Annotated in this window: 16 protein-coding genes; 4 read left to right on the top strand and 12 right to left on the bottom strand. The window is 59.8% G+C overall.

What is annotated here, in order from left to right:
* The first annotated feature begins 36 nt into the window (after nucleotides 1-36).
* Nucleotides 37-1,323 carry a phosphate regulon sensor histidine kinase PhoR gene (gene phoR / locus JQF37_RS06275; RefSeq protein WP_206770258.1) on the top strand — a complete coding sequence of 429 codons (1,287 nt, stop codon included), beginning with the start codon at nucleotides 37-39 and terminating at the stop codon, nucleotides 1,321-1,323.
* A gap of 111 nt (nucleotides 1,324-1,434) precedes the next feature.
* Nucleotides 1,435-2,775, top strand: a complete 1,341-nt coding sequence (locus tag JQF37_RS06270; protein WP_047535182.1) for a hemolysin family protein — start codon at nucleotides 1,435-1,437, stop codon at nucleotides 2,773-2,775.
* Between the two features lie 68 nt (nucleotides 2,776-2,843).
* Here the strand turns inward: JQF37_RS06270 and JQF37_RS06265 are convergent, their stop codons facing one another.
* The 8 genes from JQF37_RS06265 to JQF37_RS06230 form a co-directional block, all read right to left on the bottom strand.
* Entirely contained in the window at nucleotides 2,844-3,740 is an 897-nt protein-coding gene (locus JQF37_RS06265; RefSeq protein WP_130205588.1) for a peptidoglycan DD-metalloendopeptidase family protein, read from the bottom strand.
* 207 nt (nucleotides 3,741-3,947) lie between these two features.
* Nucleotides 3,948-4,865 (bottom strand): response regulator, encoded by a 918-nt coding sequence (locus JQF37_RS06260; protein ID WP_130205586.1) that lies wholly within the window; start codon nucleotides 4,863-4,865, stop codon nucleotides 3,948-3,950.
* A 166-nt stretch (nucleotides 4,866-5,031) separates the two neighbouring features.
* Nucleotides 5,032-5,793 carry a phosphate signaling complex protein PhoU gene (gene phoU, locus JQF37_RS06255; protein ID WP_047535192.1) on the bottom strand — a complete coding sequence of 254 codons (762 nt, stop codon included), beginning with the start codon at nucleotides 5,791-5,793 and terminating at the stop codon, nucleotides 5,032-5,034.
* Nucleotides 5,794-5,864: 71 nt separating this feature from the next.
* Entirely contained in the window at nucleotides 5,865-6,698 is an 834-nt protein-coding gene (gene pstB, locus JQF37_RS06250) for a phosphate ABC transporter ATP-binding protein PstB (RefSeq protein ID WP_047535196.1), read from the bottom strand.
* Between the two features lie 194 nt (nucleotides 6,699-6,892).
* Entirely contained in the window at nucleotides 6,893-8,563 is a 1,671-nt protein-coding gene (pstA, locus tag JQF37_RS06245; protein WP_130205584.1) for a phosphate ABC transporter permease PstA, read from the bottom strand.
* Nucleotides 8,564-8,578: 15 nt separating this feature from the next.
* On the bottom strand, nucleotides 8,579-10,861 hold the full coding sequence (locus tag JQF37_RS06240; protein ID WP_130205582.1) for an ABC transporter permease subunit: 2,283 nt from the start codon (nucleotides 10,859-10,861) through the stop codon (nucleotides 8,579-8,581).
* Between the two features lie 161 nt (nucleotides 10,862-11,022).
* Nucleotides 11,023-12,024, bottom strand: coding sequence for a phosphate ABC transporter substrate-binding protein PstS (locus JQF37_RS06235; RefSeq protein WP_047535203.1), 1,002 nt, complete (start codon nucleotides 12,022-12,024; stop codon nucleotides 11,023-11,025).
* Nucleotides 12,025-12,263: 239 nt separating this feature from the next.
* Nucleotides 12,264-13,562 (bottom strand): MFS transporter, encoded by a 1,299-nt coding sequence (locus JQF37_RS06230; protein WP_130205580.1) that lies wholly within the window; start codon nucleotides 13,560-13,562, stop codon nucleotides 12,264-12,266.
* 364 nt (nucleotides 13,563-13,926) lie between these two features.
* Between JQF37_RS06230 and JQF37_RS06225 the strand changes: the two genes are divergently transcribed.
* Nucleotides 13,927-14,331, top strand: a complete 405-nt coding sequence (locus JQF37_RS06225; RefSeq protein WP_047535207.1) for an acyl-CoA thioesterase — start codon at nucleotides 13,927-13,929, stop codon at nucleotides 14,329-14,331.
* 73 nt (nucleotides 14,332-14,404) lie between these two features.
* The gene (locus JQF37_RS06220; RefSeq protein ID WP_130205578.1) at nucleotides 14,405-15,304 is read left to right on the top strand and encodes a D-hexose-6-phosphate mutarotase; all 900 of its coding nucleotides are present in this window, start codon (nucleotides 14,405-14,407) and stop codon (nucleotides 15,302-15,304) included.
* 117 nt (nucleotides 15,305-15,421) lie between these two features.
* Here the strand turns inward: JQF37_RS06220 and JQF37_RS06215 are convergent, their stop codons facing one another.
* The 4 genes from JQF37_RS06215 to purE all read right to left on the bottom strand — a co-directional run bounded on the left by JQF37_RS06215 (nucleotide 15,422) and on the right by purE (nucleotide 17,983).
* Nucleotides 15,422-15,958 carry a DUF3299 domain-containing protein gene (locus JQF37_RS06215; RefSeq protein ID WP_047535212.1) on the bottom strand — a complete coding sequence of 179 codons (537 nt, stop codon included), beginning with the start codon at nucleotides 15,956-15,958 and terminating at the stop codon, nucleotides 15,422-15,424.
* Between the two features lie 87 nt (nucleotides 15,959-16,045).
* Nucleotides 16,046-16,291: a GlsB/YeaQ/YmgE family stress response membrane protein gene (locus JQF37_RS06210; protein ID WP_130205576.1), complete on the bottom strand. Its 246-nt coding sequence runs from the start codon at nucleotides 16,289-16,291 to the stop codon at nucleotides 16,046-16,048.
* A gap of 106 nt (nucleotides 16,292-16,397) precedes the next feature.
* Nucleotides 16,398-17,480, bottom strand: a complete 1,083-nt coding sequence (locus JQF37_RS06205; RefSeq protein ID WP_047535216.1) for a 5-(carboxyamino)imidazole ribonucleotide synthase — start codon at nucleotides 17,478-17,480, stop codon at nucleotides 16,398-16,400.
* 11 nt (nucleotides 17,481-17,491) lie between these two features.
* The gene (gene purE / locus JQF37_RS06200) at nucleotides 17,492-17,983 is read right to left on the bottom strand and encodes a 5-(carboxyamino)imidazole ribonucleotide mutase (protein WP_017341565.1); all 492 of its coding nucleotides are present in this window, start codon (nucleotides 17,981-17,983) and stop codon (nucleotides 17,492-17,494) included.
* Between the last annotated feature and the right edge of the window lie 607 nt (nucleotides 17,984-18,590).

Raw genomic sequence — 18,590 nt, 5'->3', positions numbered from 1 at the left:
GTGAACCAAAACTGGCATGGCACCCTGATTCGCCACATGCTGCTGCTGGTCACCGCTTGCCTGGTGATCGGCTTGATCAGCGGCTACTACGGCTGGAGCCTCGCCGCGGGCTTGGGCCTCTACTTGGCCTGGACCCTCAAGCAACTGCTGCGCCTGCACGAGTGGCTGCGCCTGCACCAACCCGATGAAGCCCCGCCCGATGGCTATGGCCTGTGGGGCGAAGTGTTCGACAGCATCTATCACCTGCAGCGTCGTGATCAGCGAGTGCGCGGGCGGTTGCAAGCGGTGATCGACCGGGTTCAGGAATCCACCGCCGCATTGAAAGATGCGGTGGTCATGCTCGACAGCGACGGCAACCTGGAATGGTGGAACCGCGCCGCCGAAACCCTGCTGGGCCTCAAGACGCCACAGGACAGCGGTCAGCCGGTGACCAACCTGGTGCGCCACCCGCGCTTCAAGGAATACTTCGAGCAGGACAGCTACGCCGAGCCGCTGGAAATCCCTTCGCCGACCAACGACCGGATGCGTATCCAGCTGTACATCACCCGCTACGGCAACAACGAGCACCTGATGCTGGTACGCGACGTCACACGCATCCATCAGCTCGAGCAGATGCGCAAAGACTTCATCGCCAACGTTTCCCATGAATTACGCACACCCCTGACGGTGATTTGCGGCTACCTGGAAACCCTGCTCGACAACGTCGAGGACGTGAACCCGCGCTGGAGTCGCGCCTTGCAGCAAATGCAGCAACAAGGCGGGCGCATGCAGACGCTGCTCAATGACTTGCTGCTGCTGGCCAAGCTCGAAGCGACCGATTACCCATCGGATAACCAGCCAGTGGCCATCGATGGCCTGTTGCAGTCGATCAAGAGTGACGCTCAGCAGCTCTCCGGCCAGAAAAACCAGCACATCACCCTGGAAGCCGACCCGACGATTCTGCTCAAGGGCAGCGAAGCCGAACTGCGCAGCGCTTTTTCCAACCTGGTGTTCAACGCGGTCAAGTACACCCAGGCCGAAGGCAACATCCGCATTCGCTGGTGGGGCGATGAACAAGGCGCGCACCTGAGCGTGCAGGATTCCGGGATCGGCATCGACAGCAAACACCTGCCGCGCCTGACCGAACGCTTCTATCGCGTCGACTCCAGTCGCAACTCCAATACCGGTGGCACCGGCCTGGGGCTGGCGATCGTCAAACACGTGCTGTTGCGCCACCGCGCACGGATGGAAATCAGCAGCGTGCCGGGGCACGGCAGTACCTTTACCTGCCATTTCGCCCCCGCCCAGGTCAGCAAATCCAGGGTCATTAGTCCAATGGACTGATAGCAGTACTAGGCAATCGCTGAGTCAGCCGCTACATTGGCTGACTTGTGCCTGCCTTTCAGGCCCACTTTTTCTTTCCTTTCGAATACACGGAACCCGCAAAACTCCATCATGGACCCTTCCCCTGGTTTGACCCTCGCCACACTGTTCGCCGACTTCGGCATGATTCTTTTTGCTCTGATCCTGGTGTTGCTCAACGGTTTTTTCGTTGCGGCGGAATTTGCCATGGTCAAACTGCGCTCGACCCGGGTCGAAGCCATCGCTGAACAACACGGCTGGCGCGGGCAAATCCTGCGGACCGTGCACAGTCAGCTCGATGCCTACCTGTCGGCGTGCCAACTGGGTATCACCCTCGCCTCCCTGGGCCTCGGCTGGGTCGGCGAACCGGCGTTCGCGCACATCCTCGAACCGTTGCTCGACGCCGTCGGCGTGCAATCGGCCGAAGTGATCAAAGGCGTTTCGTTCTTCGCTGCGTTTTTTGTCATCTCGTACCTGCACATCGTGGTCGGCGAACTGGCCCCGAAATCCTGGGCCATCCGCAAGCCCGAGCTGCTGTCGCTGTGGACCGCCGTGCCGCTGTACCTGTTCTACTGGGCCATGTACCCGGCGATCTACTTGCTCAACGCCAGCGCCAACGCGATCCTGCGCATCGCCGGCCAGGGCGAGCCCGGCCCGCATCACGAGCATCACTACAGCCGCGAAGAACTGAAACTGATCCTGCACTCCAGCCGTGGCCAGGACCCGAGCGACCAAGGCATGCGCGTATTGGCTTCGGCGGTGGAAATGGGCGAACTGGAAGTGGTCGACTGGGCCAACTCCCGCGAAGACCTCGTGACACTGGAGTTCAACGCCCCCCTCAAGGAAATCCTGGCGATGTTCCGTCGCCACAAGTTCAGCCGTTATCCGGTGTACGACAGTGAGCGCCAGGAGTTCGTCGGCCTGCTGCACATCAAGGACCTGCTGCTTGAACTGGCGGCACTGGATCATATTCCCGAGTCGTTCAACCTGGCCGAACTGACCCGTCCGCTGGAGCGCGTGTCCAGGCACATGCCGCTGTCGCAACTGCTCGAACAGTTCCGCAAGGGCGGCTCGCACTTCGCCGTGGTTGAAGAGGCCGACGGCAACATCATCGGCTACCTGACCATGGAAGACGTGCTGGAAGTGCTGGTGGGCGACATTCAGGACGAACACCGCAAGGCCGAACGCGGGATCCTCGCCTATCAGCCGGGCAAACTGCTGGTACGGGGCGATACGCCACTGTTCAAGGTCGAGCGGCTGCTGGGCATCGACCTGGACCACGTTGAAGCCGAAACCCTCGCAGGGCTGGTCTACGAAACCCTGAAACGCGTACCGGAAGAGGAAGAAGTGCTGGAAGTCGAAGGCCTGCGCATCATCATCAAGAAGATGAAAGGGCCGAAGATCATTCTGGCCAAGGTCTTGATGCTGGACTGAGTGCTGCACCCGGCGCTTGTGGCGAGGGAGCTTGCTCCCTCGCCACAATTAGTTTTCGCAAACCCTCGTTATTGCTTGCCCAACGCAAAGTTGGGCAATGAGCTCACCGGCTGGTTGAACTGATACGGAATCGACACCAGGCCCATCCCGGTATTGCGCTGCACCACGAAATGCAGATGCGGCCCGCTGCTGTTGCCAGTATTGCCCGACAGCGCAAGCGCGGTGCCCACCATGACCCTTTGCCCCTCCCGAACGCTGACCGAACCTTTCTTCAGGTGCAGGTACACGCCCATGGTCCCGTCATCGTGCAACACCCGCACGAAATTGCCCGATGGATTAGTGCCGCGTCCGGTCTGCCCGTTTTCGATCTTCACCACGACCCCGCCACGTGCGGCAATGATCGGTGTGCCTTCAGGCATGGCGATATCGATGGCGTAACGGTTCTTCGGCCCAAAGTGGCTGTATTGGCCCTCGGCGCCCTGTGTCATGCGAAACGGCCCGCCACGCCAGGGCAACGGGTATCGATAGGCCATGGAGGCGCCTGCGGGGTCGCCCAGGGAGTATTCGAACCTGGGGATATAGGCGATCGGCCTTGTGGCCTCCGTGGCCGTGAGCATCGCCAGGCGAATGCTGCTGCGTGACGGCATCACCCGACGAATCGGCCGGCTCGGCGCGCCACTGACGTTCTTCAAGCCATCGAAACTCAATTCGATTTCCACCGGCGCATAGAGGTCGTTTCGCACGTATACGCTGTCCACGCCTTCCTTCTTCATGATCACCAGGTACACCTGACGCTCAAGGTGCTCTTCCATGCGATCGCGGAAGGTGAACACCTTGGAGCCTTTCGTGGGGCGGTCACTGTAGGAGACCACGCCATTGGCGTCGGTGGACTTGTAGATCGTCACGGCCATCGCCGGGGTGGCGGCCATGAACAGACCACATAAAAACAGCAGGCGCGCGAGCATGGGCAGGATTCTGTCGTGTGAGGCCTGGAATGAGCCTAGCAGTCGGAATTGACCTGTGTTGTCGGCAGATGTTTCGAAGTGGATGGTTTAGCTGATGTGTGGTGACTGCTCTAGCGTCATCGCGGGCAAGCCCGCTCCCACAGGTTCTGCACTGTACCTGTGGGAGCGGGCTTGCCCGCGATGGCTGGCTGACAGGCGACGCCTGACTTACGCGCCCGGAACGAAGTGCTTCTGTGCGGTGCCACGGGCGATCAGGCGGGAAATGTAATCGAGCTTCTGCGAGTCCTGATCGACGAAACGGAAGGTCAATTGCAACCAGTCGCTGTCCGGCTTGGGCTCATGGGCGACGACGGCGTGCAAATAGCCATTCAGACGAGCAGTCTCGGCGTTGTCGCCCTGCTCCAGGTCGAGCACGGCACTGTCCAGTACTTGTGGCAGTGTTTCGGAGCGTTTCACCACCAGCAGCGCTTCCTTGAGGCTCAGCGCCTTGATCACGCATGGCTGGATACCGTTGGGCAGGCGCAATTGCCCCTGACCACGCCCACCCGCCCCAGTGGCAGCAGGAGCGGGAGCCTTGACCGGCGGACTGTTGAGCAAACCACGGGATGGCGCGGCAGCAGGAGTCGGGGCAGAAGGCGATGGCGCGACCACGGCGGCCTTGCCGCCGGTCAATGCATTCAGGGAGTCGTTGCCGAACGCCGAACTCGTTTTCGTCGATGCAACGTTCACCAACGCGTCGAGCTTGCCGACCTTGTGCAGTGCCTGCCTGACCTTGTTGATCAATTGCTCGTTGGTGAACGGCTTGCTGACATAGCCGGAAACCCCGGCCTGGATTGCCTGGACGACGTTCTCCTTGTCGCCACGGCTGGTCACCATCACAAACGGCATGGTTTTGAGGCTGTCCTGCCCGCGACACCAGGTCAGCAGTTCCAGGCCGGACATTTCCGGCATTTCCCAGTCGCACAGCACCAGGTCGAACACTTCCCGGGCCAGCAATGCCTGAGCCTTTTTGCCATTGATGGCGTCTTCGATCCGCATGCCCGGGAAATAGTTACGCAGGCATTTCTTCACCAGGTCACGAATAAACGAGGCATCGTCCACGACCAACACACTGACCTTACTCATCCATAACCCCTTAAAAAACCCCGGCAAGCATACCGCTTTGCTGATGGCATATTGCCAAAACCTTCAGTCACGCCGGGACTTTTCGTTCGCGGGTGCTGCTTTTCGAATTCGAGAACCGCAAACAAAAACGCCCGGCCAATAGGCCGGGCGCTTTACTTGGGCAATCTTACTTATCGTCAGGTTTGCCCGGAACATTAGCGGTTTCGCCGGCGGTTCCTTCAACTTCTTCTTTCATGCGCTTGAGGCCAAGGTGACGTACGTCAGTGCCGCGCACCAGGTAAATCACCAACTCGGAAATATTGCGCGCGTGGTCGCCGATGCGCTCCAGCGAACGCAACACCCAGATAATGCTCAAGACGCGCGAGATAGAGCGCGGGTCTTCCATCATGTAGGTCGCCAGCTCACGCAGGGCGGTCTTGTATTCACGGTCGATGATTTTGTCGTACTGCGCCACGGACAACGCCAGATCGGCGTCGAAACGGGCAAAGGCGTCCAACGCGTCACGAACCATGTTACGTACCTGGTCGCCGATGTGGCGCACTTCGACGTAGCCACGCGGCGCTTCGCCTTCTTCGCACAACTGGATGGCACGACGGGCGATCTTGGTCGCTTCATCACCGATGCGCTCCAGGTCGATCACCGACTTGGAGATGCTGATGATCAGACGCAGGTCAGACGCCGCCGGCTGACGACGGGCCAGAATGCGCAGGCATTCTTCGTCGATGTTGCGTTCCATCTGATTGATCTGGTCGTCGATTTCGCGAACCTGCTGGGCCAGGCCGGAATCGGCCTCGATCAGCGCGGTGACCGCGTCGTTGACCTGTTTTTCCACCAGACCGCCCATGGCCAGGAGGTGGCTGCGCACTTCCTCCAGTTCGGCGTTGAACTGCTGGGAGATGTGGTGGGTAAGGCCTTCTTTGCTAATCATGTTGGCGTCCTTGGAGCGTCCGGTAAGGTGCGGTGGACCGCAGCGTCAGTTCAGTGAGCAACTACAACTTCCTAGCCGTAACGACCGGTGATGTAGTCTTCGGTCTGCTTCTTCGCCGGATTGGTGAACAGGGTGTCGGTGTCGCCGAATTCCACCAGTTTGCCCATGTACATGAAGGCCGTGTAGTCGGATACCCGAGCGGCCTGTTGCATGTTGTGGGTCACGATGACGATGGTGAATTTGGATTTCAGTTCGTAGATCAGCTCTTCGACTTTCAGCGTCGAGATCGGGTCGAGTGCCGAGCACGGTTCGTCGAGCAGCAGCACTTCCGGTTCCACGGCGATGGTGCGGGCGATGACCAGACGTTGCTGCTGACCACCGGACAGGCCCAGTGCCGATTCATGCAGACGGTCTTTGACTTCATCCCACAGGGCCGCGCCTTTCAACGCCCACTCGACCGCTTCGTCGAGGATGCGCTTCTTGTTGATGCCCTGGATCCGCAGGCCGTAAACCACGTTTTCATAGATGGTTTTCGGGAACGGGTTCGGCTTCTGGAACACCATGCCGACGCGACGACGCAGCTCGGCCACGTCTTCGCCCTTGCGATAGATGTTGTTGCCGTACAGGTTGATCGCGCCTTCGACGCGGCAGCCATCCACCAGATCGTTCATGCGGTTGAACGTACGCAGCAATGTGGACTTGCCGCAGCCGGACGGGCCGATGAAGGCGGTCACGCGCTGTTTCGGGATGTTCATGCTGACGTCGTACAGCGCTTGTTTCTCACCGTAGAACAGGCTCAGGCTCGGTACCTCGATGGCCACGGTTTCCTGCTCGAGATTCAGGCTCTGCTTGTCGCGACCCAGGGCCGACATGTTGATGCCGTGGGTATGTGCTTCGTGCTGCATGGGAGGCTCCCTGTGCTAACAAATTCGGTTCGTTTAGCCGCTGGTCTGCCAGCGGGTTACTCAAAATTCATGTCTGGCTGCGATCCCTTGTGGGAGCTGGCTTGCCAGCGATGGCATCGCTGCGGTGTGACTGATAAACCGCATCGTCTGCATCGCTGGCAAGCCAGCTCCCACAGGGACCGAGTCGATCCTGCTTAACTATCCAGCGCCTTGTACTTCTCGCGCAGGTGGTTACGGATCCACACGGCCGACAGGTTCAATGTCGCGATCACCAGGACCAGCAGCAGCGCCGTGGCGTATACCAGCGGCCGCGCGGCCTCGACGTTCGGGCTCTGGAAGCCGACGTCATAGATATGGAAGCCCAAGTGCATGATCTTCTGGTCCAGGTGCAGGTACGGGTAGTTACCGTCCACCGGCAGCGACGGCGCCAGTTTCACCACACCCACCAGCATCAGCGGCGCCACTTCACCGGCGGCGCGTGCCACGGCGAGGATCATGCCGGTCATCATCGCCGGGCTGGCCATCGGCAGCACGATCTTCCACAAGGTTTCAGCCTTGGTCGCGCCAAGGGCCAACGAGCCTTCGCGAACGGTGCGGGGAATCCGCGCCAGGCCTTCTTCGGTGGCCACGATCACCACCGGCACCGCCAGCAGTGCCAGGGTCAGCGAAGCCCAGAGCAGGCCCGGCGTACCGAAGGTCGGTGCCGGCAAGGCTTCCGGGAAGAACAACCGGTCGACCGAACCACCCAGCACGTAGACGAAGAAGCCCAGACCGAACACGCCGTACACGATGGCCGGAACGCCCGCCAGGTTGTTCACTGCGATGCGGATCACGCGGGTCAGGGTGTTCTGCTTGGCGTATTCACGCAGGTACACCGCCGCCAGCACGCCGAACGGGGTGACGATCATCGCCATGATCAGGGTCATCATCACGGTGCCGAAGATCGCCGGGAAAATCCCGCCTTCGGTGTTCGCTTCACGCGGGTCGTCGCTCAGGAACTCCCAGACCTTGCTGAAGTAGAAGCCGATCTTGGTCATGGTGCTCATGGCGTTCGGCTGATAGGCGTGAACCACTTTGCCGATGCCGATTTCGACTTCCTTGCCGTTGGCATCGCGGGCCGTGAGGCTGTCGCGGTTGAACTGCGCGTGCAGATCGGCCAGACGTGCTTCGACCTCTTGATAGCGAGCGTTCAGCTCGGCGCGCCCGGATTCCATGTCCGCTTGCGCGGCAGGGTCGAGTTTGCCTTCCAGCTCCAGCTTGCGACCGTGCAAGCGGATGCGTTCGAGACCGGCGTTGATCGCGCCGATGTCGGTTTTTTCCAGGCTCTTGAGCTGAGCGGCCAGCTTGTTGACGCGATCCACACGGGCCTGCAACTCAGGCCATGCGGCTTCGCCTTCAGCGATGACCTTGCCGTCCTGTTTGACGTTGACCAGGTAGCCGTAGAAGTTGCCCCACTCACGACGCTCGATGGCCATCAGCTCCGGCGGCGTCGTCTGGTTGGTCAGCCACTCGCCGACGGTCCAGGTGAAGTCGTTGCCGTTCAGGTCGCGGTTGCCGACCTTGATCAGCTCGCGGGTCATGAATTCCGGGCCTTGATCCGGCACCGGCAAACCAGCGGACTTCAGACGTGCACGGGGCACTTCTTCCTTCTGTACCACTTCGCCAATGACCAAGTGATTAGCCTGGCCCGGCACGTCGTAGTTGGCGTGGATCAGATCCGCCGGCCAGAAGTGACCCAGACCGCGCACGGCGATCACCGCCAGCAGGCCAATGGTCATGATGACCGCGATGGACACCGCGCCACCGCTGATCCAGACGCCGGGGGCGCCGCTCTTGAACCATCCATTCAGGGAGTTCTGTTTCACAGACTTCTACCTTTCTTAAAGCGACGAGTATTTCTTGCGCAGACGCTGACGAATCAGTTCCGCGAGGGTGTTCATGACGAAGGTGAACAACAGCAACACCAGCGCCGAGAGGAACAGCACGCGGTAGTGACTGCCGCCGACTTCCGATTCGGGCATTTCCACCGCGACGTTGGCGGCCAGGGTGCGCAGGCCTTCGAACAGGTTCATCTCCATGACCGGGGTGTTACCGGTGGCCATCAACACGATCATGGTTTCACCGACCGCACGGCCCATGCCGATCATCAGCGCCGAGAAAATGCCCGGGCTGGCGGTGAGGATCACCACGCGCGTCATCGTCTGCCACGGCGTGGCACCGAGGGCCAGGGAGCCGAGGGTGAGGCCACGCGGTACGCTGAACACGGCGTCTTCGGCGATGGAGTAGATGTTCGGGATGACCGCAAAGCCCATGGCCAGACCGACCACCAGTGCGTTGCGCTGGTCGTAGGTGATGCCCAGGTCGTGGGAGATCCACATGCGCATGTCGCCGCCGAAGAACCAGTTCTCCATGAACGGGCTCATGTACAGCGAGAGCCAGCCAACGAAGAGGATCACCGGAATCAGGATTGCGCTTTCCCAGCCATCCGGCACTTTCAGGCGAATGGATTCAGGCAGGCGACTGAAGACGAAACCGGCGACCAGAATGCCGATCGGCACGAGCATCAGCAGGCTGAAGATGCCCGGCAGGTGCCCTTCTACATACGGGGCGAGGAACAGACCGGCGAAGAAACCGAGGATCACCGTCGGCATCGCTTCCATCAGTTCGATCACCGGCTTGACCTTGCGGCGCATGCCCGGTGCCATGAAGTACGCGGTGTAGATCGCAGCGGCGACGGCCAGTGGAGCCGCCAGCAGCATGGCGTAGAACGCGGCCTTGAGGGTACCGAAGGTCAGCGGCGACAGGCTCAGCTTGGGTTCGAAATCGGTGTTGGCGGCGGTCGATTGCCAGACGTATTTAGGTTCGTCGTAGTTCTCGTACCAGACCTTGCTCCACAGCGCGCTCCACGAAACTTCCGGGTGCGGGTTGTCGAGCAGCAATGGTTGCAGCTTGCCACCGGCTTCCACGATCACTCGGTTGGCCCGTGGCGACAGGCCGAAAATGCCTTGGCCTTCGACCACCTGATCCACCAGCAAGGTGCGGTGGGCCGTACTGTGGAACACGCCGAGCTTGCCGGAGGCGTCCAGGGCGACGAAGCCCTTGCGGCGCTCTTCGGCAGTGATTTCAACAATCGGCGTGGTGCCCATCTGGAAGGTACGGATCTGCTTCAGGCGTTGCTCGCCATCATGGTCGCGCGCCATGAACCATTGAGCCAGGCCACCTTTGGAGTCGCCGACGATCAGCGAGATACCGCCAACCAGTTGCGTGCTGGCAGTGACTTGGGCTTCACCGTCTTCAAGCAGTTTGTAACGACCGTTGAGGCTCTTGTCGCGCAGGCTGAATACGTCGGCCTGGGCACGCCCGTTGACCACGTACAACCATTGCTGACGCGGATCGACGAAGATGTTTTTCACCGGCTCGGTCATTTGCGGCAGATCGATACGCTTCTGCTCGTTGGTGATTTCGCCGGTCATCATGTTTTCTTCGCTGGTCAGCGACAACACATTGAGTTGCGAACCGGTGGCACCGACCAGCATCAGGGTCGAATCGTTGGCGTTGAGGCTGACGTGCTCCAGCGCACCGCCCGCCTCGTTCACCACGATCGGCGTTTCGCCGTACGGGTATTCGACCGCTGGCGAAATGGTTTTCTTGCCGTCCGGGTAACTGACTTTATAAGTGTGACGGAATACCAATGCCTGACCGTTGGACAGGCCCACGGCCACCAGCGGGTGACCTGGCTGGTCTTCAGCAATGGAGGTCACGGTGACACCGGCCGGAACGGGCAAGTCGACGCGCTTGAGTTCAGCGCCACTGTCGATATCGAAGAACAGCGCCTGGCCTTTGTCGGAAACCCGCATGGCCACTTGGTTCTGCTCTTCCAGGGAGATCATCAGCGGCTTGCCGGCGTCTTGCATCCAGGCAGGCGTGATGGCGTCCTTGGCGGTCAGGCTGGCACCCTGGAACAGGGGCGCGACGACATAGGCAAGGAAGAAAAAGATCAACGTGATCGCACCCAGCACAGCCAGGCCACCCACGAGGACGTACCAGCGGGTCAGGCGATCTTTGAGCGCGCGAATGCGGCGCTTGCGTTGCAGCTCAGGCGTATTGAAATCAATCCGCTTGGGGGGATTAGTAGTCATGTTGGAATTGGCCAGATCATTCATGCGCACACCCTAGCGATCCTGTATGACAGAAAGATGACAATGCAGTGACGCAACAAATCCGCCGCCAGAGGTCTGGCAGTGGATAGAGAATTAGAGGTGTATGAGGGCAGCTCCTGCCGCCCCCATGTGAATCCGGTGAAGTTCACACCGGACTCAATTTGTTACTTTTTTGCGACTTCAGCGCCGCCTTCCGACAGACCCAAGTCAGCCAGGGCTTTGGCTGCAACTTTGGCTGGCAGTGGGATGTAACCGTCTTTCACTACAACTTCCTGACCCTGTTTCGACAGAACCAGTTTCACGAACTCGGCTTCCAGCGGGGCCAGAGGCTTGTTCGGGGCCTTGTTGACGTATACGTACAGGAAGCGGGACAGCGGGTATTTGCCGTTCAGGGCGTTTTCTTCGCTGTCTTCGATGAAGTCGGTGCTGCCTTTCTTGGCCAGGGCCACGGTCTTCACGCTAGCGGTTTTGTAACCGATGCCCGAGTAACCGATGCCGTTCAGCGAGGAGCTGATCGACTGCACGACCGAAGCCGAACCTGGTTGTTCGTTGACGTTTGGTTTGTAGTCGCCTTTGCACAGGGCTTCTTCTTTGAAGTAGCCGTAGGTGCCGGATACCGAGTTACGACCGAACAGTTGAACCGGCTTGTTGGCCAGGTCGCCGGTCACGCCCAGGTCACCCCAGGTTTTGACTTCGGTCTTGGCGCCGCACAGACGAGTGGACGAGAAGATCGCGTCGACTTGTTCCATGGTCAGGTGCTGGATCGGGTTGTCCTTGTGCACGAACACCGCCAGGGCGTCCACGGCAACCGGGATAGCGGTTGGCTTGTAGCCGTACTTCTGCTCGAAGGCAGCCAGTTCGGTGTCCTTCATCTTGCGGCTCATCGGGCCCAGGTTGGAGGTGCCTTCAGTCAGCGCAGGTGGCGCGGTGGCGGAGCCAGCGGCCTGAATCTGGATGTTTACGTTCGGGTATTCTTTTTTGTAGTTCTCAGCCCACAGGGTCATGAGGTTGGCCAGGGTATCGGAACCGACGCTGGACAGGTTGCCCGACACACCAGTGGTCTTGGTGTAGCTCGGGATAGCAGGGTCAACAGCGGCAACCGCGTTGGCAGTCGCAACGCCAGCAGCGACAAAAGTCATTGCCGCCATCAAACGCTTCAGTTTCATGCCTTACTCCTAGCAGATAGGGTGTGTTATTCGGGGCCAAGTATCAGCAGGCCGTGTGAACACTCTATGGCTGAAATATGACAATTGGATGAAAGGCCAGTATTTGGGTGTTACGCGATAATCCGCGCCGCCCTTATCGCGAGCAGGCTCGCTCCCACAGGGTATGTGATCGACACAGACCTACTGTAGGAGCGAGCCTGCTCGCGATGGCGCCGGAATAGACAATAAAAAAGTCGAAATTAACGACCCTTCTTCCAGAGATACCCACCCACCAGAATCCCGACCCCGCACAGGATCGCGACGTAGTAAGCCGGCCCCATCGGGCTTTCCTTGAGCAACAAACTGACGATCATCGGCGTCAGGCCACCGAAAATGGCGTAGGCCACGTTGTAGGAAAAGGACAAGCCGCTGAAGCGCACCACAGGCGGGAACGCCTTGACCATGACGTACGGCACCGCACCGATGGTGCCGACCAGCAGGCCGGTCAGGGCATACAACGGGAACAGCCAGTCAGGGTGGTCGGCCAGGCTGTGGTAGAAGGTCCAGGAGCTGGCCAGCAGGGCCGCACAACCGAATACGAACACCCGCCCCGCACCAAAACGATCGGCCAAGGCGCCGGCAATGATGCAACCAACGCTAAGGAAAATGATCGCCACACTGTTCGCCTGCAGGGATGTGGTTGGCGAGAAGTGGTAGACCGTTTGCAATACAGTCGGAGTCATCAGGATCAATACCACGATGGCCGCGGACAGCAGCCAGGTCAGCAGCATGGAAATCGCGATGGCGCCACGATGGTCACGCAGCACCGCGCGCAGCGGGACTTCCTCGGCCAGGGCCTTGCGCAATTGCAGTTCGGCGAACACCGGGGTTTCGTGCAACCAGCGGCGCAGGTACACCGAGAACAGGCCAAACACACCGCCCAACAGGAACGGAATCCGCCAGGCGTAATCCGACACTTCCACCGGGGTGTAAAGGCTGTTGATCGCCGTCGCCACCAGAGATCCCAGGAGGATGCCTGCCGTCAGACCGCTGGTCAGGGTGCCGCAGGCGTAGCCAATGTGCCGTTGCGGTACGTGCTCGGAAACGAAGACCCAGGCGCCCGGCACTTCGCCGCCGATGGCCGCGCCCTGGATCACCCGCATCAGCAGCAACAGAATCGGCGCCCACATGCCGATCTGCGCATAGGTCGGCAACAGGCCCATGATCAGGGTCGGCACCGCCATCATGAAAATGCTCAAGGTGAACATCTTCTTGCGCCCCAGCAGATCGCCGAAGTGCGCCATCACGATGCCGCCCAGTGGTCGAGCCAGATAGCCGGCGGCAAAAATGCCGAAGGTCTGCATCAAACGCAGCCACTCCGGCATGTCCGCCGGGAAGAACAGCTTGCCCACCACCGTGGCGAAGAACACGAAGATGATGAAGTCGTAGAACTCCAGCGCGCCGCCCAGGGCCGACAGCGATAGGGTCTTGTAGTCGTTACGGGTCAGCGGACGTGCAGGTTGGCTTGGCTGCGCGATACTCGAGGGCGCTGTGGTCATGGCAAGGGCTTCTCTTATAGTCAGGTCTGCCGCCCCAACAACGCTGGCAAGGGCTCGGGCAGGACCGGCACCATAACAAATTGTTCGAAAAAGCACATAGAGGCGCGTTTTTGACAGTCAAAATGAGAACCGGACGGTCGTCTCGGAGTCTACCGACCGATATACTCGCCATCTTGCTGCAGTTTGAAAGGGTTGCTGTGCGAAAACGCCTGTCAGGTTCATAGGCGATTTCGCAGAGTTTCCCTTTAGGCGCCTTAAGAAAAACGTGACGAACGTAGTATGTTCGGTGCTTGGATCGTTTTTCGCGAAGACGGCTACCACCAGCAATACCAACGAAGAGTCACGGGTCAGAGGCACCCCCGGCATGATAGAGCTCGAACAAGAAGATCCGATTCCGCAAGGCGACCTGGCCCTGCAAATCACCGCCCTTCCTCGCGAAACCAACGGCTTTGGCGATATTTTCGGCGGCTGGCTGGTTTCACAAATGGACTTGGCTGGCACCGCTATGGCCAGCAAGGTTGCCGGTGGGCGCGTGGCCACGGTGGCGATCGACCGTATGGCGTTCCTGGTTCCGGTGGCGGTGGGCGCTCAGCTCTCCTTCTATACACAGGCACTGGAAATCGGCCGTAGCTCGATCAAGATGATGGTCGAGGTCTGGAGCGACGATCCGCTGTCCAGCGAATGGCGTAAAGTCACTGAAGCGGTGTTCGTGTTCGTCGCCATCGATGGCAGCGGCCGCACCCGTTCGGTTCCGCCCAGAGCTCGTTAATAAAACGCTTCGTTAAACCCGGCGATCTTTTTGCAGTCTGTAGTCGTCATTGTTCCCGATCGAGAGCTGCCCCATGAACACGCCCAACGTTGAAGCCGTCAAACTGGATGAACTGAACTGCTGGCGCATCCGCCACGGCCAGGCCGAATTGCTGGTCGCCCAGCAAGGCGCGCAGATCCTCAGTTATCAACTGGCCGGCCGGCCACCGTTGATCTGGCTCAACGACGAGGCGGTGTTCAAGACGGGCAAGAGCATTCGTGCCGGCGTACCGGTTTGCTGGCCGTGGTTCGGCAACCTGGCGCGCAACCCACAGAGCGTTCAGTCGATGCGCGTCAGCCACGAACCGGCCGCAGCTCACGGTCTGGTACGAGCGATGGATTGGGAACTGGGCGGCATAGAAGCCGAGGGCGAGAGCCTCAAGATCGACTTCCTCCTGCCCTACCCCGAAGGCGGTCTGCCGGGCTGGCCGCATCAGGTGGACTTGAAGCTGAGCATTCGTCTGGATGAACAGCTGCATATCAACCTGACCAGCCACAACCAGGGCGCTGAAAACGTCACCATCAGCCAGGCGTTGCACAGCTATTTCGCCGTCAGCGATGTGCGCAACGTGCATGTCGAAGGGCTGGATGGCCTGGATTACATCGAGACGCTGGACGACTGGAAAACCGTGGCTCAGTCCGGCGACTTGCGCTTTACCGGCGAGACCGATCGCATCTACCTGAATACCCCGGCGACGCTGAGCATCGTCGACCCAGCCTGGGAGCGACGCATTGAACTCACTAGCAGTGGTTCACGCTCCGCAGTGATCTGGAACCCGTGGATCGAGCGCGCCGCCGCGTTCAGCGACATGGCCAACGATGGCTGGCATCGCATGCTGTGCATCGAGACGGCGAATGTGATGGGTGATGTGGTTTCGCTGGCGCCGGGTGCAAGCCACACCCTGGGCGTCAGCATCGCCAGCAAGCCGCTCTAAGCTGCACTGAAAAACCAGTGTGGGAGCGAGCTTGCTCGCGATGAGATCACCCCAGCCAACATCATCGTTGGCTGTCAGGTCGCTATCGCGAGCAGGCTCGCTCCCACATTTGAATCTCTAAAGATCCGACTCTTTCACCACCCGCACCTTCGCCGCATCCAGTGCATACGCCGCATCGGCCAGGTCATTGCTGACCTTCTCGATCTTCAGCGTGCCGGTCACCCACAGCGGTGTGTAGATGTCGTTGAGCTTCAAACCTTGCGGATAACGCACCAGCACCAGTTGATTCGGTGGCGGTGGCGGCACGTGGATGCAGGCACCCGGGTACGGCACCAGGAAAAACAGCGTGCTGCGTCCTTTCGCGTCGGTCTCCAACGGCACCGGATAACCACCGATACGAATGTTCTTGTCGTTCATCGACGCTACGGTTTTGGTCGAATACATCACCGCCGGCAGGCCTTTGCTCTGCTTCATGCCACCCTTTTCGGTAAAGGTGCCATTGGCTTCGGGGGAGTTGTGGTCGATTTCAGGCATGGCCTCGAGGGCTTTCTGGTCCGACTTGGGCATCAGTTCGAGCCAGTCGGTTTCCGGCAGTTCGGCGGCATGAGCTAGGCCCGTGCCCAGGAAAAGAAGAGTCAAAAGAAGACGGCGCATGAAAGTGCTCGGTAAAGGGAGGACGGTGAGTCGCCGAGCATTCTAGCCCTCTCGGGGTGCGCGGCCGAGAGGGCTTTGTCGCTTAAATCAGTTCTTTTTGATCAGACCGTAGATCACCAGCAATACGACGGCGCCAACCAGTGCGCCAATGAAGCCCGCACCTTGGCCGGCCTGATAAATGCCCAATGCCTCGCCACCGTAAGTAGCCGCCAGCGAACCGCCAATACCGAGCAGGATGGTCATGATCCAGCCCATGCTGTCATCGCCCGGCTTGAGGAACCGCGCCAGCAGGCCGACGATCAGGCCGATAAAGATGGTTCCGATGATTCCCATGGCATTTCCCTCTGAATGGATAGTCATGCGAAAGCCTAGCCAGACTTTCGCATCCTGCCATGAGAGAACGGCGGCCCCTGAATGGTTCCGCCGCTGCCACATGAAACTATTCGGCGATGAGCGCTTCGACCTTGAGGATCTGCGCGGCCAGCGTCTCGCGGTCCGCACAACGCAGGTTGGCGTGACCGACCTTGCGCCCGACCTTGAAGGCCTTGCCATAGTGGTGCAGGTGGCAATCGGCGATGGCCAGGACTTTCTCGGTCTCCGGCACCTTGCCGATGAAGTTGAGCATGGCGCTTTCGCCGACCTTGGCCGTCGAACCCAACGGCAGGCCGGCGACGGCGCGCAGGTGGTTTTCGAACTGGCTGCATTCGGCGCCTTCGGTGGTCCAGTGCCCGGAGTTGTGCACGCGCGGAGCGATTTCGTTGGCCTTGAGGCCACCGTCGACTTCAAAGAACTCGAACGCCATCACACCCACGTAGTCCAGTTGCTTGAGCACGCGGCTGGAATAGTCTTCGGCCAGGGCTTGCAGCGGGTGATCGGTGCTGGCCACGGACAGCTTGAGGATGCCGCTGTCGTGGGTGTTGTGCACCAGCGGGTAGAAGCGGGTCTCACCGTCACGGGCACGCACGGCGATCAACGAGACTTCACCGGTGAACGGCACGAAGCCTTCCAGCAGGCAGGCGACGTTGCCCAGCTCGGCAAACGTGCCGACCACATCTTCAGGGGTGCGCAGGACTTTCTGGCCCTTGCCGTCGTAACCCAGGGTGCGGGTCTTGAGCACGGCCGGCAGACCGATGGAGGCCACGGCGGCGTCGAGATCGGCTTGCGACTGAATGTCGGCAAACGCCGGGGTTGGAATCCCCAGGTCCTTGAACATGCTCTTCTCGAACCAGCGATCGCGGGCAATGCGCAAAGCTTCGGCACTCGGATAAACCGGAACGAATTGCGACAGGAACGCCACGGTTTCGGCCGGGACGCTCTCGAACTCAAAGGTCACCAGATCGACTTCATCGGCCAACTGACGCAGGTGATCCTGGTCACCGTAGTCGGCGCGCAGGTGTTCACCCAATGCCGCAGCGCAGGCGTCCGGCGCCGGGTCCAGAAAAGCGAAGTTCATGCCCAGCGGAGTGCCCGCCAGCGCCAACATGCGGCCCAACTGGCCGCCACCGATTACACCGATCTTCATCGTCAACAACCTCAGGCGATGCGTGGGTCTGGATTTTCCAGGACGCTGTCTGTCTGCTCAGCACGGAAGGTTTTCAACACCGCGTGGAACTGCGGGTGCTTGGCGCCCAGGATACTCGCCGACAGCAGCGCGGCGTTGATCGCGCCAGCCTTGCCGATGGCCAGGGTGGCGACCGGAATGCCCGCAGGCATCTGCACGATAGAGAGCAACGAATCGACGCCCGAGAGCATCGACGACTGCACCGGCACGCCCAGCACCGGCAGGTGGGTCTTGGCCGCACACATGCCAGGCAAGTGGGCCGCGCCACCGGCACCGGCGATGATCACCTCGATGCCACGCGCCTCGGCTTCTTCAGCGTACTGGAACAGCAGGTCCGGGGTGCGGTGGGCAGAGACCACTTTCACCTCGTAGGGGATGCCGAGCTTTTCCAGCATATCGGCGGTGTGGCTAAGGGTGGACCAATCGGACTTGGAGCCCATGATCACGCCAACCAGTGCACTCATCGTCGTGCCTCTTCTCTCTGGGCGCCCGCAGGCGCGTCAAAAAACAACAAGCCACGCAAAATGCGTGGCTTGATTGTACGAATTATGGCCGGGCGAACCGGCCGAAGGCCGCGCAGTATACCGCAATACGCCAGATAAACAGCCCCTGTTGCGACCATCTGTCATGTGATGCCCGACAGCGGCTTTACTGACTTGAAAATCAAGTTTTTCAGTGCCGCCAAGACACAATAAAAATGGTGTCCACGCACTTGAAGTTGAACCTAATACGCTCGCAACAACATCCAAAACATTCAAAGACGCCAGCGCAAAAGACCGGTGATATATAACCACCGCAACGACCAATTAGTTGTCGCAACAGAATACCCAGGGTTTTATTACCCATTTAAAACCAAACACACCCCATTCTTGACAAATCACCAAACATCAAGTTTTTTTCAAAGGCACTGACCATGTCGAAACGACCACTAACACTGACAAGTTCCTGCTATTAACACGCGACGACATTAACAACCGAGCCCTAGGAGTTGCTAACTTACCAGGACAATTGGCAATCGCGTCGATTACAGAAAAAACAACCGTCGCCCACGAAATAGGCCACATGTTCAAT

This window comes from Pseudomonas sp. MIL9 (assembly GCF_016887925.1).
GTDB classification, from domain to species: domain Bacteria; phylum Pseudomonadota; class Gammaproteobacteria; order Pseudomonadales; family Pseudomonadaceae; genus Aquipseudomonas; species Aquipseudomonas mohnii.
Note: the sequence above shows the minus strand (reverse complement) of the source record. Positions and strands in the feature narration are given on the sequence as shown.